This is a genomic window from Streptomyces sp. NPDC046203 (genome assembly GCF_040646255.1).
In the GTDB taxonomy this organism is placed as follows: Bacteria; Actinomycetota; Actinomycetes; order Streptomycetales; family Streptomycetaceae; genus Streptomyces.
This window is the reverse complement of record NZ_JBEYZX010000033.1, coordinates 34,517-49,142: the sequence shown is the minus strand read 5'-3', so window position 1 is coordinate 49,142 and position 14,626 is coordinate 34,517. Positions and strand designations below refer to the sequence as shown.

Below are 14,626 nucleotides of genomic sequence, written 5' to 3'. Positions count from 1 at the left end.
CGTCGATCATCGTCCGGCCGGCCCCGGTCGCACCGTGATCGCGGTCCGTACACGACCACGGGAGCCCGTATGCAAGCCGTCCGCGTCCTCCGTACCGCCGTCGCCGCCGCCCTCGCGGCGGGTCTCGCCACCACCGCGCTCGCCGTCCCCGCCCTGGCGGCGGCGCCCGCCCCGGCCGGGCACTCCGTCACCCGGCAGGCCCTGGAGGTCAATGTCGCGGACGGGGTGCCCGGCGCCGTCGCGGCGGCCCGCGACGACCGGGGCCGCTGGGCCGGTACGGCGGGCGAGCGCGGGGCCGCCGACCGGTTCCGGGTCGGCTCCATCACCAAGACCTTCACCGCCACCGTGCTGCTCCAGCTCCAGGCCGAGGGCCGGCTCGACCTCGACGACCCGGTCGAGAAGTGGCTGCCCGGCGTGGTGCGCGGCCACGGCCACGACGGCCGCAAGGTGACGCTCCGTCAACTGCTCAACCACACCAGCGGGATCTCCAACTACACCGTCGATCCCGCCTTCCAGAAGCAGGTCTTCGGTGCGGACTTCCTGGAGCACCGTTACGACACCTGGACCCCCGAGCAGATCGTCGCCGTCGCGATGCGGCACAAGCCGGACTTCGCCCCCGGCTCTTCCTGGAACTACTCGAACACCAACTTCGTGCTCGCCGGCATGGTCGTCGAGAAGGCCACCGGCCACTCGTACGAGAAGGAGGTCGAGCGGCGGATCATCGAACCGCTCGGACTGCGCGCCACCCGGGCCCCCGGCACCGACCACCGAATGCCTCGGCCGCACTCCACGGCGTACTCCAAGCTGACCGCCGACACCGGACCGACGTACGACGTGACCGAGCTCAACCCGAGCCTCGCCGCGGGCGCCGGGGAGATCGTCTCCGACACGAACGACCTCCAGACCTTCTACCGCGCCCTGTTGAAGGGACGGCTGCTGCCGCCCGCCGAGATGAGGGAGATGACCGACACGGTCGCCACGACCCTGGGGCCGAACGTCCGTTACGGCCTCGGCCTCGCCCGGCAGACGCTCAGCTGCGGCACCGTGGTCTGGGGGCACAACGGCGGCATCCACGGGTCCATCTCCGAGGCCCAGGTCACCCGCGACGGCGAGCACTCCCTCGCCGCGAACCTCAACGCCGACTGGACGGGCGACTCCCAGGCGATCGTCGAGGCCGAGTTCTGCCACAAGCCCGCCAAGCCCGCCAAGCCCGCGAACCCCTCCAAGTCCGCCACCGCCGCCAAGACGGGCGCGACCGACCTGGCCGGCCCGAGGAACTGACCGGCCGCCCCACCCGCCGGGCCGGTCGCCCCACCCGGCGGGCCGGGCGGCCGGTCCGCCAAGCCGCCCCAAGGGACCGACGCCCCCGCCGACCGCCCCCGCCGGCCGCTCAGCGGGGCAGCACGACCACATGGGCGGCCGGCGGCCGGTCCGCCGCGGCCATCAGCGCCGTACGGACCACGGTCGCCTGCTGCTCCCTCGCCTCGCGCAGCCCGCGGGGGCTGAGCCGGACGACGGTGACGCCCAGCCGCTCCAGATGCTCGCGCTTGCGCGTGTACGCGGCGTCCAGGGTGTCCTCGTCGCGCCGGGCCGCCCGGGTGTCCAGCTCCACCGCCACCGCCTGGGCCGGCCAGTAGGCGTCCAGGGCGCCCAGGTGCGGGCCGCCGGGCAGCCGCAGATCCACGTTCCACAGTGGGTCCGGCAGCCCGCAGCGCCGCACCATCGCGTACAGCCGCTGTTCGGCGAGCGCCCGGCCCTCGGTGAGCAGGACGTCCACGGCGGCCGCCACCTGCGGCCGGCCGAGCAGCCGGGCCCGGCTCAACTCGCGGACGACCATGCCCGGTTCGCAGTGTCCGCCGCCGACCGCCTCGGTGAGGAGGCGACGGACGGTGTCCGCGTCCGCCGGCTGGGCCACCGCGTCGGCGAGGGCCCGTTCCACCGGGGCCACCGGCAGCCCGTCGATCTCGACCGGCAGCGGCGGCCGGGCCGTGCGTACCACCCGGACCCGGTCGGTGGAGCGCGGTCGCCGGGTGCGCGGGACGAGGATGTCGATCCGCTCGATCAGGTCCGGCCGGGGAGCGGTGGCGAGACGGTGCAGGGACAGCGCGGCGAGCCCGGTGAGCATCGCCTCGGCGCGGCCGTGGCGGACGGCCGCCCGGAACCGGTCCATGCCGGTTTCCGTTCCGGTCTCCGTGCCCGTGGGGATGTCGTAGTTCATGACGACGGTCTTCCGTCATACGACAAGGGGATAACCGCTGTTGCCTATTCGTTGCCCAATCAGGACAACTCCTCCCTAAAGAATAGGCGTTCGAATGCCGATACAGGGCGGCCCCGGTGGATGTCCGTCCACCGGGGCCGCTCGCCTCACCTCAGGGGTTCCGCCGGGCGCGCGCTCACACCGCGCGCTGGTCGCACTCCTGCGCGCGCAGCGCCCGCGCCAGGTCGTCGCGCGCCTCCAGGACGAGCCGGCGCAGCGCCGGCGCCGCGTCCGCGTGCTCCGCGAGCCACGCGTCCGTCGCCGCCAGCGTCTCCGGCCGGTCCTGGAGCCCCGGGAACAGACCGCGCACCACGTCCATGCCGATCTGGATGGACCGCTCCGCCCAGATCCGCTCGATCGCCGCGAAGTACTTCTCCGCGTACGGCGCGATCAGCTCGCGCTGCGACGGCTGGACGAAGCCGCCGATCGTCGCCCCCACCAGGGCGTTGGACAGCTGGTCGGACTCCACCACCTGCGCCCACGCCTGCGCCTTGACCGCCTCGGACGGGCGGGCGGCCAGGCAGCGCACCTGGTGCCGCTTGCCGGTCGCGGTGTCGTCGCGGGTCAGCTCCGCGCCGATCCGCGCCTCGTCGGCTCGCCCGTGCGTGGCCAGCGGCTCCAGGAACGCCCAGCGCAGCTCCTGGTCCACCTCCAGACCGTCGATCACGGCCGTACCGTCGAGCAGTCCCTCCAGGAGCTGGAAGTCCGCGTCCGACGAGGCCACGGCGGCGAAGAAGCGCGCCCAGGTCAGCTGGTGCTCGCTGCCCGGCGCCGCGATCCGCAGCTCGCCGAGCGCGCCCTCGGCGAGCAGCCGCCCGCCCTCGGCGCGCCACGCGGGGGCCGCGTAGTGGACGACGGCCGACCGCGCCCAGGCGTGCACCATCTGGAGTACGCCGATGTCGGTCTCGCGGCCCGCGAAGTCCAGCGCCACGCGCACGAAGTCGCGGGCCGGCATCAGACCGTCGCGGGTCAGGTTCCACAGCGCCGACCAGCACAGCGCGCGGGCCAGCGGGTCGGTGATGTCGCCGAGGTGGCCGCGCAGGGTGGCCAGCGAGTCCTCGTCGAAGCGGATCTTGCAGTAGGTGAGGTCGTCGTCGTTGACCAGCACGAGGTCGGGGCGCTCGGCCCCGGCGAGCTCGGCGATCACCGTACGGGCGCCGGTGATGTCCGCCTCCGCGCGCGCGTAGCGGACGAGATCCCCGTCGGTCAGCCGGTACAGGCCGACGGCGGCGCGGTGCGGGCGCGGCTCGCCGCCGTCCTGGAGGACGGCGAGTTCGGTGATCCGGCCCTCCGCGTCATAGGTGACGTCGGGGGTCAGAGTGTTGACGCCGGAGGTCTGCAGCCAGGACTTCGCCCAGGCCTTCATGTCCCGGCCGGAGGTCTCCTCCAGGACGGTCAGCAGGTCGGCGAGGCGCGTGTTGCCGTACGCGTGGCGCTTGAAGTAGCGGCGCGAGCCCTCCAGGAACGCGTCCCGTCCGGCGTAGGCCACCAGCTGCTTGAGCACCGAGGCGCCCTTGGCGTACGTGATGCCGTCGAAGTTGAGCTTGGCGTCCTCCAGGTCGCGGATGTCGGCCGTGACCGGGTGGGTGGACGGCAGCTGGTCGGCCCGGTAGGCCCACGCCTTGCGGTTGTTGGCGAAGGTCACCCAGCTGTCGGTGAAACGGGTGGCCTCGGCGAGCGAGAAGGAGCCCATGAAGTCGGCGAACGACTCCTTCAGCCACAGGTCGTCCCACCACACCATGGTGACCAGGTCGCCGAACCACATGTGGGCCATCTCGTGCAGGACCACGTTGGCCCGGCGCTCGTACGCCGCCCGCGTCACCTTGCCGCGGTAGACGTACTCCTCGGTGAAGGTGACCAGGCCCGGGTTCTCCATCGCGCCGAGGTTGTACTCGGGGACGAAGACCTGGTCGTACTTGCCGAAGGGGTACGGGAAGTCGAAGTTCTCGTGGAAGAAGTCGAGACCCTGCTTGGTGACCAGGAAGACGTCGTCCGCGTCGAAGTGCTTCGCGAGCCCCTTGCGGCACATCGCGCCGAGCGGGATCTCCAGCTCGGTGCCGTCGCCCAGGACGCGCGTGTAGGAGTCGGTGACGTGGTGGTACGGGCCGGCCACGACACAGGTGATGTACGTGGAGATCGGCGCCGTCTCGGCGAACCGCCACACCCCGTCGGCGCCCTGCTCGCCCGCGCCGTTGGACCACACCGTCCAGCCCTCGGGCGCGGTCACCTCGAAGCGGTACGGGGCCTTGAGGTCGGGCTGCTCGAAGTTGGCGAAGACGCGGCGGGCGTCGGCCGGCTCGTACTGCGTGTAGAGGTAGACCTCGCCGTCCTCGGGGTCGACGAAGCGGTGCATGCCCTCGCCGGTACGGCTGTAGGCGCACTGGGCGTCGACCACCAGGACGTTCTCGTCGGCGAGGCTGTCGAGCGCGATCCGGTTGCCGTCGAAGACGACCGCCGGGTCGAGGGCGCGGCCGTTGAGCGTGACGGCGTCCACGGAGGGCGCGACCAGGTCGACGAAGGTGGCGTCGCCCGCTCCCGTACGGCGGAACCGGAGGGTCGTCACCGAGCGGAAGGTGCGGCCCGGCCGCTCGGTCCCGCCGACCGCCGAGCGCAGGTCGAGGGCGACCTCGTAGCCGTCGACGGCCACCAGCCCGGCCCGCTCGTGGGCCTCGTCGCGGGTCAGGTTCTCACCGGGCACGGTCACTCCTTCGTCGTGCGTTCGAAACAGCACCGATCCTGCCATGTGCCGGGGTGTCCCCGGGCGACGGGCGCCGGGGAATGCGGCCGGGGGCCGTGGTGTTCCGTCAGATCGACCACCTCGCTCGACCCGCTCGACCCGCTCCACTCGCTCGACCCGCTCCACCGTAGGCCGAAGCCCTTTCCTTTGAGGAGACGCATGTCCGAGAACGTGACCACCGCGGAATTCTTCTTCGACCCGCTGTGCCCCTGGGCCTGGCTGACCTCCCGCTGGATGCTGGAGGTGGAGCAGGTCCGTCCGGTCCACGTGCGCTGGAAGGTCATGAGCCTCGCCGTCCTCAACGAGGACCGCCTCGACGAGATGCCGCCGCGGTACCGCGAGATGATGGAGACCCAGGCGTGGGCCCCGGTGCGGGTCGTCATCGCCGCCCGCGAGCTGCACGGCGACGAGGTCGTCGGCCCGCTCTACACCGCGCTCGGCACCCGCTTCCACGTCAACGGCGAGGGCCCGACGCGCGAGGCCATCGCGGGCGCCCTCGCAGACGTCGGCCTGCCGGCCGAACTCCTGGAGTACGCCGACAAGGACACGTACGACCAGGAGCTGCGCGCCTCCCACAAGGAGGGCATCGACAAGGTGGGCCAGGAGGTCGGCACCCCGGTGATCTCGGTGCCCGGCGCCGGTGGCGAGGAGGTCGCCTTCTTCGGTCCCGTCGTCACCCCGACCCCGCGCGGCGAGGCGGCGGCCCGGCTGTGGGACGGCACCCTGCTGGTGGCGTCGACCCCGGGCTTCTACGAGATCAAGCGCACCCGTACGGCGGCGCCGAGCTTCGAGTAGGACCGGCCTGAGGAAGCGCCGGCCGCCGGGAGGCCGGCCGCCCTCCCCCTACGGAGGAACCCCCGTGATTCACGTCATCACGGGGGTTCCTCTTCTCACCGCCTGCCCGGTGACGGTTGAAAAGACGATCACGAGCAGGACGCTGCCGCCCCGGGCGCCTGGCCCGGGCGCCGGACGGGGGGTGTGGCTCAGAAGGAGATCAGCGGGACCGACGCCTTGGCCGTCTCGTAACGGCGGGCGACGTCCTGCCAGTTGACGACCCCCCACATGGCCTCGATGAAGTCGACCTTCTGGTTCTTGTACTGGAGGTAGAAGGCGTGCTCCCAGGCGTCGAAGACCAGGACCGGGACCGAGCCCTGGCCCACATTGCCCTGGTGGTCGTAGACCTGCTCGACGATCAGCCGGCCGCTGACCGGCTCGTAGGCGAGGACGCCCCAGCCGGAACCCTGGGTCGTCGCGGCGGCCTTGGTGAGCTGCGCCTTGAAGCCGGCGAAGGAGCCGAAGGACTCGGTGATGGCGTCCGCGAGCTCGCCGACCCCGTCGGCGGCCAGCGGCTCGCCGCCGCCGCCCTCCTTCGGGCTGCTCATGTTGTTCCAGTAGATCGAGTGCAGGATGTGGCCGGAGAGATGGAAGGCCAGGTTCTTCTCCAGGCCGTTGAGCGACGCCCACTGCCCCTTGTCGCGGGCCTCCGCCAGCTGTTCCAGCGTGTCGTTCGCGCCCTTGACGTAGGCGGCGTGGTGCTTGTCGTGGTGCAGCTCCACGATCCGCGGATCGATCACCGGCTCCAGCGCCGCGTAGTCGTACGGCAGCTCCGGAAGCGTGTAGACGGCCATGTGTCCTGTCCGACCCTTCGACTGACTGGCTGAATGCTTATTGCAATCAATGTGCAAGTGCAGGCTAACAGCAGGTGCGGTCGATGTGGATCAGTCCTTGGTCCTAGGTCGTGTCGGTCCGGCGGGCCCCGACACGCCCCGCCCCGGCCCGTACAGCACGATGCCCCGCCGAGCACTGCTCGGCGGGGCATCACGCGTGTTCTACGGGACTGCGGGGCTACGGGAGCCGTCAGGCCTTCTCGGCCGTCACGGGCTTCTTGTCGTCGCCCGCGGCCTTGTCGCCGGACGCGGCCTTCTTCTCGGCCGTGGCCTTGGCCTCGGTCTTGCCCTTGGCCTCGGCCTTCTTCTCGGTCTTCCCCTCGGCCTTCTCCTCGGCCGCGGCCGGCTCCGCCGGGGTCGCGCCGGGCAGGGCCGCCTCGGCGGCCGTCTCGTCGCCGCGCTTCTTCTGGATGATGAAGCCGACGATCGCGAGGAGGATGGTCAGCGCGCCGGTGTAGTAGAGCTGCTCGCGGGTCTCGGCCTCCATGGCCATCAGGATGAAGACCACCACCATGCCGACCAGCGCCGCGATGGTGAGGCCGGGGAACAGCCACATCTTCACGACCAGCTTCTCCGGCGTCTCGCGCTCGGTGCGGCCGCGCAGGGCCAGCTGGGAGGCGCCGATGAAGAACCAGACGACGAGGATGATCGCGCCGATGGTGTTCAGCAGCCAGATGAACGCCTTGTCCGGCGACCAGAAGCTGAGCATCACACAGCCGAAGCCGAGCACACAGGAGGCGAGGACGGCCAGGCGCGGCACGCCGCCGAAGGTGCGGCCCATGACCTGCGGGCCCATGCGGCGGGCGACCAGCGAGCAGGCCATCCGGGAGGCACCGTAGATGTTGGCGTTCATCGCGGACAGCAGGGCGACGAGGACGACCACGTTCATGATCTGGCCGGCGGCCGGGATGCCCAGGTAGTCGAGGGTCGCGACGTACGGGCCCTTCTCGGCGACCGCCGGGTCGTTCCACGGCATGATGGCGACGATGACGGCCATGGAGCCGATGTAGAAGATCGCGATGCGCCACATCGCCGTACGGACGGCCTTGGCGACGCCCTGCACCGGGTGCTCGGACTCGGCGGCGGCGATGGTGACGGTCTCCAGACCGCCGTACGCGAAGAGCGAGGCGAGCAGACCGAAGATCAGGCCGTCGACGCCGTTCGGGAAGAAGCCGCCACCGCCCCCGCCGGCCTTGCTCGTGGCCGCCTCGGAGGCCGCCTTGGCGGCCTCGTCGGCCGGGATGATGCCGACGATGGCGAGCACGCCGATGCCCAGGAAGAGGACGATGGCGCCGATCTTCAGAGCGGCGAACCAGAACTCGAACTCGCCGAAGTTCTTCACGGCCGCCAGGTTGGTGCCGCAGAACACCAGCATGAAGAGGGCCACCCAGGCCCACGCCGGGGTGCCGGGGAACCAGCCGACCATGATGCCGGCCGCGCCGAGGCCCTCCAGGCCGACGGCGACGCAGAGCAGGAACCAGAAGGCCCAGCCGGAGGTGAAGCCCGCCCACGGGCCGAAGGCGCGCTCGGCGTGGACGGAGAAGGACCCGGAGGCCGGGTTGGCGGCCGACATCTCGCCGAGCATGCGCATGACCAGCATGACGAGCACACCGGAGAGGGCGTAGGCGAGGACGATCGAGGGGCCGGCCTTGGCGATGCCTTGGCCGGAGCCGACGAAGAGGCCGGCGCCGATGACGCCGCCGAGGGCGATCATCGACAGGTGACGCTGCTTGAGGCCGTGCGACAAGCTTCCGACGGCGGCGGCGGAGGGGGCGGCGGGGGCGCCGTCCTTGCCGCCGTCGGACGGTGCGGGGGTGGTGCTCCGTGACATGGGCGAACTCTGTTCACTAGCCGAGACGGGAGAGTGGCCCACAGTGTGGAGGGGTATACCGCTCAGAGGGAACGCATGTCCGCTATACGGTCACGATCTTTACACAAGGTGAATTATTAATTCCGCTTAGTGCGGGGTGTAACGCGCTCGCGAATTCCGGCCACGACCAGCACCAATGCGGTCGCTCCGCTGGACCAGAGCACCTGCGGCCGGGACGCGTCGTCGAGCAGCATCAGCACCAGAACCACCGCCATCGCGGCCAGTGCCACCCAGGTGAGCCAGGGGAAGCACCACATACGGAGGGACAGCTTCTCGGGCATCTCGTGCTCGATCCGGCGCCGCAGCCGCAGCTCCGAGACCGCGATCAGCGCCCAGACGAACAGCAGCACCGCGCCGACCGCGTTCAAGAGGTAGAGAAAGACGGAATCCGGCCACTTCAGATTGAGGACGACGGAGACGAAACCGAATGCGACGGACGCGAGCAGCGCCCGGCGCGGAACTCCGCCTTCCGTGATCTTGAGCAGGCCCTTCGGCGCCTCTCCGCGCTCGGCGAGCGAGAACACCATGCGGGAAGCGCCGTACAGATTCGCGTTCAGCGCGGACAAAAGCGCCACGAACACCACGACATTCATGATCTGCCCGGCCGCCGGTACCCCGATGTGATCCAGTACCGCGACATAAGGCGACTCGCCCGGCTTGATCGCCGTCCACGGCAGCAGGGTCACGATCACCAGCATCGAACCCACGTAGAAGAAGAGGATCCGCCACACCGCGCTGCGCACCGCCCGCGCCACATTGCGCACCGGGTCGTCCGACTCCGCCGCCGCGATCGTCACGACCTCCAGACCGCCGAACGCGAACGCGACGACGAGCACTCCGGAGACCACCCCGGACCAGCCGTTCGGCAGGAAGCCGCCCTGACCGGTCAGATTCGCCATCCCCACCGGGGCGGAGTCCGGCAGCCAGCCCACGATCGCCAGCAGGCCGAGGACGAGGAACAGGCTGATGGCGCCCACCTTCAGCGCCGCGAACCAGAACTCGAACTCGCCGAAGTTCTTCACCGCCGACAGGTTGGCCGCGGTGAACACCACCATGAAGGCCAGCACCCAGCCCCACTGCGGCACCCCCGGCACCCAGCCGTGCGCGATCCGGGCCGCCCCCGTCGCCTCCACCGCGAGCACGACCACCAGCAGGAACCAGTACAGCCAGCCCACCGAGAAGCCCGCCCAGCGGCCCAGCGCCCGCTCCGCGTGCACGGAGAACGCCCCGGACGACGGCATCGCCGCCGACATCTCGCCCAGCATCCGCATGATCAGCATCGCCAGCGCGCCCGCCAGCAGATACGAGATCACGATCCCCGGGCCCGCCACCGCGATGCCCGCGCCCGAACCGACGAACAGACCCGCGCCGATGACACCGCCGAGCCCCAGCATCGTGAGGTGGCGCTGCTTCAGTCCGTGGGAGAGCGGCGCCGGCAGATCGTCCAGGACGGAGGGGGCGGCCGCGCCGGACCCGGCAGCGGTCCCGGACCGGGCCCCGGGGGCGGACCCGCCGGAATCGGGGCGTCCGGAAGGTTCGGCGGGTTCGGAAGGTTCGGCGGGTTCGTGCATGTGGGGGGCTCGTGCTCTCGGGTGGTGCTGCGGCTTTATGGGGACCCCACAGTCTCTCCGCTCGGCACCCTTGGACGCAAAAGGGACCAACTTGGTACGACTTCCCAGTGACCAGCATCACGTGGCGCGACGCGGGGATCGTGGGCTTTGTTTGATCTCCACGAAGGGGTCGGCCCGTGCTTTGTGGGCCGTTGATGGTGATCGGCCGCTCACCCCTGGCATACGGTCGAGCTGGCCCCCTGCGGCCCGCGCGGCCCCCTGGAGCCGCCCGCGGGCCCCCGGTGGTCCGCGCCGCTCCCCTCGGGGGTCCCTGCCAGGCGTGAACCGCTGTCCCTGCTGTCCCGCTTCACCCGCAGTCCCGCTGTCCCGCTTTCTCTTCTGCCTTCCTCCCGATCCCACACGGAGTACCGATGAGCACCGCAGCCCCCGTCTCCTCCCTCCGTTCCGGTACGGTCCTCGCCGACCTGATCCCGGCGAGCCGCGTCCGCGAGATCGCGCTGATCGCCGGCGGTGCCGCGCTGACCGGCCTCGCGGCCCAGATCACCGTCGCGGTCCCCGGCTCCCCGGTCCCGGTCTCCGGCCAGACCTTCGCCGCCCTCCTGGTCGGCACCGCGCTCGGCGCCCGCCGAGGCTTCCTCTCCCTCGGTCTGTACGCCGTCGTCGGTATGGCGGGCGTGCCGTGGTTCGCCGAGGGCGCCTCCGGCTGGTCCATGGCCTCCTTCGGCTACATCCTCGGCATGCTGCTCGCCGCGACCGTGGTCGGCGCCCTCGCCCGCCGCGGCGGCGACCGCTCCGTGCTGCGCACGGCCGGCACGATGGCGCTCGGCTCCGCGATCATCTACGCGGTCGGCGTGCCGTACCTCGCGCTGGCCACCGGCATGACGCTCGCCCAGGCCGTGGCCGCCGGCCTTGTCCCGTTCCTGATCGGCGACGCGCTCAAGGCGGCCCTCGCCATGGGCGCCCTGCCGGCCGCCTGGAAGCTCGTCGGCCGCAAGGGCTGAGCGGGCGAAGGGGGCGCCGTACCCACGCGCCCCCGCCCCGCCCCGCACGCTTGAAGGCGCGCTCGTACATACGAAAAGGCTCTCCGTACCCGATCTTCCGGGGTACGGAGAGCCTTTTCGTATGGAGGGACCGGCGCTGCCGGTCGGGGGAGGGGGAGCGTCAGCTCTTCTCGGCCGGTATCTCCGACGGCGCGGACTTCTTCATGATCCGCTCCTTGACGAGACCGATCACCAGCACGAGCAGGGCCACCCCGAGCGAGAGCACGACCTGCTGGCGGTTGTCGCCGCCGTCGAACACCATGTAGCCGATCACGAAGGTGATCATGCCGATGGTGGCCCAGGTCAGGTACGGGAAGAGCCACATCTTCACGACCAGCTTCTCGGGCTGCTCGCGCAGGATCATCCCGCGCATCCGCAGCTGGGTCACACAGATGACCAGCCAGACGAAGAGCGCGACGGCGCCGGAGGAGTTCAGCAGGAAGGCGAAGACGGTGTCGGGCCACTTGTAGTTGAAGAAGACCGCGACGAAGCCGAAGACCACCGAGGACAGGATCGCCGCCTTGGGCACACCGCGCTTGCTGACACGGGCGAAGGCACGGGGCGCGTCGCCGCGCTGGCCGAGCGAGAAGGCCATGCGGGAGGCGGTGTACAGACCCGAGTTCAGACAGGACAGAACGGCGGTCAGCACGATCACGTTCATGATCTGGCCGGCGTGGGGGATGCCGATCGAGTCCAGGGCGGCGACGTACGAGCCCTTCTCCAGGATCGCCTTGTCGTCCCAGCGCAGCAGGGTGAGGACGACGAAGATCGAGCCCAGGTAGAAGACGGCGATACGCCAGATGACGCTGTTGGTGGCCTTCGTCACGGCACGCTGCGGGTCCTCCGACTCACCGGCGGCCAGGGTGACGATCTCGCTGCCCATGAAGGAGAAGACGACCATCAGCACACCGGTGAGGACCGCGCCCGCGCCCATCGGGAAGAACCCGCCGGCGTCGGTGAGGTGCCCGAAGCCCGCGCCCGGGTTGTCCGAGCCCGGCAGCACGCCGAAGACGGCCAGCAGACCGATCACGACGAAGGCGCCGATGGCGACGACCTTGATGCCCGCGAACCAGAACTCGAACTCGCCGTAGGAGGCGACCGAGGCCAGGTTGGTGGCGGTGAGCACCACCATCACGATGAGCGCCCAGCCCCACTGCGGGACGGCCGGGATCCAGCCCTCCAGGATCTTGGCACCGGCGGTCGCCTCGACCGCGAGCACCACGACCCAGAAGAACCAGTACAGCCAGCCGATGGTGAAGCCGGCCCAGCGGCCGAGCGCCTGGTCGGCGTAGGCGGAGAAGGAACCGGAGGAGGGTCGCGCGGCGGCCATCTCGCCGAGCATCCGCATCACGAAGACGACCATCACGCCGACGAGCGCGTAGGACAGGAGGATGGCCGGTCCGGCCGCGGCGATGCCCGCGCCCGAACCGATGAAGAGGCCGGCACCGATGACGCCGCCGATGGCGATCATCGAGAGATGGCGGTTCTTGAGGCCGGGCTTCAGGCCGTCCTGGCCCGCGTTGTGGGCATCGGGTGTGCCGAGGGACTGCGAGTTACCACCGGTGTCGTCGGCGGATCCGCCTTCCTTCGTCAGAGTCGGCTGCGTGTTCATGAACGCTTCCTTCGATGTGGGGGGCGCTCGGGTGAGCTGGACACATAAAACCCGTATACGGCCCCATACGGAAGACCTAATTCCGGATCGTGATTTCGGACATACGGTCCAGAGCAGGCAGGACGGAGGTCCTGGACCAAGGTCCCGACCCCGCTTTCGGCTACCCGCGCCGGTCCGTGCCACACTCGGATCATGCGCGTCTACCTCGGCTCCGACCACGCCGGCTACGAACTCAAGACCCATCTCGTCGAGTGGCTGAAGGCCCATGGCCACGAGCCCGTCGACTGCGGTCCCCACATCTACGACGCCCAGGACGACTACCCGCCGTTCTGCCTGCGCGCCGCCGAGCGGACCGCCGCGGACGAGGGCAGCCTCGGTGTCGTCATCGGCGGTTCCGGCAACGGCGAGCAGATCGCGGCCAACAAGGTCAAGGGGGTGCGCGCCGCCCTCGCCTGGAGCGAGCAGACCGCCGCTCTCGGCCGCGAGCACAACAACGCCAACGTCGTCGCCGTCGGCGCCCGCATGCACACCCGCGACGAGGCCACCACCTTCGTCGAGATCTTCCTGAAGACCCCGTACTCCGGTGACGAGCGCCACACCCGCCGCATCGACATGCTCTCGGCGTACGAGACCACGGGCGAGCTTCCGGCCATCCCGGCCCACCACCCGCAGGAGCCCACCGCCTGATGCCCGAAGGGCACACCATCCACCGGCTGGCCGCCGACTACCGGGAACGGTTCGGCGGCCGGCCGGTGCGTGTTTCCAGCCCCCAGGGCAAGTTCGCCGACTCCGCCGCCCTGCTCGACGGCGCGGTCCTCGCCCGCACGGAGGCGCACGGCAAGCACCTTTTCCTAGGCTTCCCCGGCGGCGAGTGGGTCCATATCCACCTGGGTCTCTTCGGAAAAGTCACCTTCGGTGACGCCATTGCCACCGACGGTGCCGCCGAGGCCGTCGATGCCGCCGGAAAAAATGGCCGGAACCGGGCCATACCGCCGCCCACCGACACCGTCCGGCTGCGGCTCGCCAACCCGGACGCGTACGTCGATCTGCGCGGCCCCACCACCTGCGCGCTCATCACGGACGCCGAGAAGCGGGCGATACACGACCGGCTCGGCCCCGACCCGCTGCGCGCGGACGACGACCCGGACGGGGCCTGGCGGCGGATCTCGAAGTCCCGCACCACCATCGCCGCCCTCCTGATGGACCAGAAGATCGTCGCGGGCGTCGGCAACGTCTACCGCGCCGAGGTCCTCTTCCGGCACGGCATCGACCCCTACCGGGCCGGGCGGGAGCTGGGCGCGGGGGAGTGGACCGCGATCTGGGAGGACCTGGTCCTGCTGATGCGCGAGGGCGTCCGGCTGAACCGCATCGACACCGTCCGACCCGAGCACACCCCCGAGGCGATGGGCCGTCCGCCGCGCGTCGACGACCACGGCGGTGAGGTCTACGTCTACCGCCGGGCGCATCTGCCCTGTCATATCTGCGGCACGGAGATCCGCACCGCCGACCTGGCGGCCCGCAATCTCTTCTGGTGCCCCACCTGCCAGCGGCGATAGCCGCGCTTCCGGTTGGGGGCGCCGGGTGTGCCGGGTGTCCCGGGTGCGCAGGGTGTCCCGGCCATGCCGAGCGGCCGTCCTCCTCCCGGGGGCGGCCCGCCGGGATTTTCCGACTCCAGCCCGTGGTGTCCCTCTTGAGGGTGATTCATCCCTGAGTGCGGCGCCTTGGGTGGCACACTCGTACGGGTGATAGTGGCGCGCCCCGACGGGACGGCCGCCCGGGCTCTTTCGCGAGGGCCGGCGCGGTTTCGGCATATGACCGCATCGCAGGGGGCCCTCGGGGGAGGGGCCGAAGAGGGGGGTCGCGTCGCTACGA

The 14,626-nt window shown here is 70.8% G+C and carries 11 protein-coding genes; 5 read left to right on the top strand and 6 right to left on the bottom strand.

Annotated features, from left to right (window positions below; all coding sequences use genetic code 11):
- The first annotated feature begins 69 nt into the window (after window positions 1-69).
- Window positions 70-1,281 (top strand): serine hydrolase domain-containing protein, encoded by a 1,212-nt coding sequence (locus tag ABZ990_RS22150; RefSeq protein WP_361234101.1) that lies wholly within the window; start codon window positions 70-72, stop codon window positions 1,279-1,281.
- Between the two features lie 109 nt (window positions 1,282-1,390).
- Here the strand turns inward: ABZ990_RS22150 and ABZ990_RS22145 are convergent, their stop codons facing one another.
- Window positions 1,391-2,170: a hypothetical protein gene (locus tag ABZ990_RS22145; RefSeq protein WP_361234185.1), complete on the bottom strand. Its 780-nt coding sequence runs from the start codon at window positions 2,168-2,170 to the stop codon at window positions 1,391-1,393.
- Window positions 2,171-2,393: 223 nt separating this feature from the next.
- Window positions 2,394-4,955 (bottom strand): aminopeptidase N, encoded by a 2,562-nt coding sequence (pepN, locus tag ABZ990_RS22140; RefSeq protein ID WP_361234098.1) that lies wholly within the window; start codon window positions 4,953-4,955, stop codon window positions 2,394-2,396.
- 198 nt (window positions 4,956-5,153) lie between these two features.
- Here pepN and ABZ990_RS22135 point away from each other — a divergent pair, with 198 nt between their 5' ends.
- The gene (locus ABZ990_RS22135; protein WP_361234095.1) at window positions 5,154-5,789 is read left to right on the top strand and encodes a DsbA family protein; all 636 of its coding nucleotides are present in this window, start codon (window positions 5,154-5,156) and stop codon (window positions 5,787-5,789) included.
- Between the two features lie 188 nt (window positions 5,790-5,977).
- Here ABZ990_RS22135 and ABZ990_RS22130 read toward each other — a convergent pair whose 3' ends face one another.
- The 3 genes from ABZ990_RS22130 to ABZ990_RS22120 all read right to left on the bottom strand — a co-directional run bounded on the left by ABZ990_RS22130 (window position 5,978) and on the right by ABZ990_RS22120 (window position 10,102).
- On the bottom strand, window positions 5,978-6,622 hold the full coding sequence (locus ABZ990_RS22130) for a superoxide dismutase (protein ID WP_361234092.1): 645 nt from the start codon (window positions 6,620-6,622) through the stop codon (window positions 5,978-5,980).
- Between the two features lie 229 nt (window positions 6,623-6,851).
- Window positions 6,852-8,492 carry an amino acid permease gene (locus tag ABZ990_RS22125; RefSeq protein WP_361234089.1) on the bottom strand — a complete coding sequence of 547 codons (1,641 nt, stop codon included), beginning with the start codon at window positions 8,490-8,492 and terminating at the stop codon, window positions 6,852-6,854.
- A 116-nt stretch (window positions 8,493-8,608) separates the two neighbouring features.
- Entirely contained in the window at window positions 8,609-10,102 is a 1,494-nt protein-coding gene (locus tag ABZ990_RS22120) for an amino acid permease (RefSeq protein ID WP_361234086.1), read from the bottom strand.
- Between the two features lie 410 nt (window positions 10,103-10,512).
- On the opposite strand from ABZ990_RS22120, the gene ABZ990_RS22115 reads away from it, so the two are divergent.
- Window positions 10,513-11,103, top strand: coding sequence for a biotin transporter BioY (locus ABZ990_RS22115; protein ID WP_361234083.1), 591 nt, complete (start codon window positions 10,513-10,515; stop codon window positions 11,101-11,103).
- Window positions 11,104-11,263: 160 nt separating this feature from the next.
- On the opposite strand, the gene ABZ990_RS22110 is transcribed toward ABZ990_RS22115, so the two are convergent.
- The gene (locus tag ABZ990_RS22110) at window positions 11,264-12,754 is read right to left on the bottom strand and encodes an amino acid permease (protein ID WP_361234080.1); all 1,491 of its coding nucleotides are present in this window, start codon (window positions 12,752-12,754) and stop codon (window positions 11,264-11,266) included.
- Between the two features lie 192 nt (window positions 12,755-12,946).
- On the opposite strand from ABZ990_RS22110, the gene ABZ990_RS22105 reads away from it, so the two are divergent.
- Both ABZ990_RS22105 and ABZ990_RS22100 read left to right on the top strand, forming a co-directional pair.
- Window positions 12,947-13,441 (top strand): ribose-5-phosphate isomerase, encoded by a 495-nt coding sequence (locus ABZ990_RS22105; RefSeq protein WP_361234077.1) that lies wholly within the window; start codon window positions 12,947-12,949, stop codon window positions 13,439-13,441.
- Window positions 13,441-14,310 carry a DNA-formamidopyrimidine glycosylase family protein gene (locus ABZ990_RS22100; RefSeq protein ID WP_361234075.1) on the top strand — a complete coding sequence of 290 codons (870 nt, stop codon included), beginning with the start codon at window positions 13,441-13,443 and terminating at the stop codon, window positions 14,308-14,310. The genes ABZ990_RS22105 and ABZ990_RS22100 overlap by 1 nt, the downstream gene beginning before the upstream one ends.
- Window positions 14,311-14,626 lie beyond the last annotated feature (316 nt).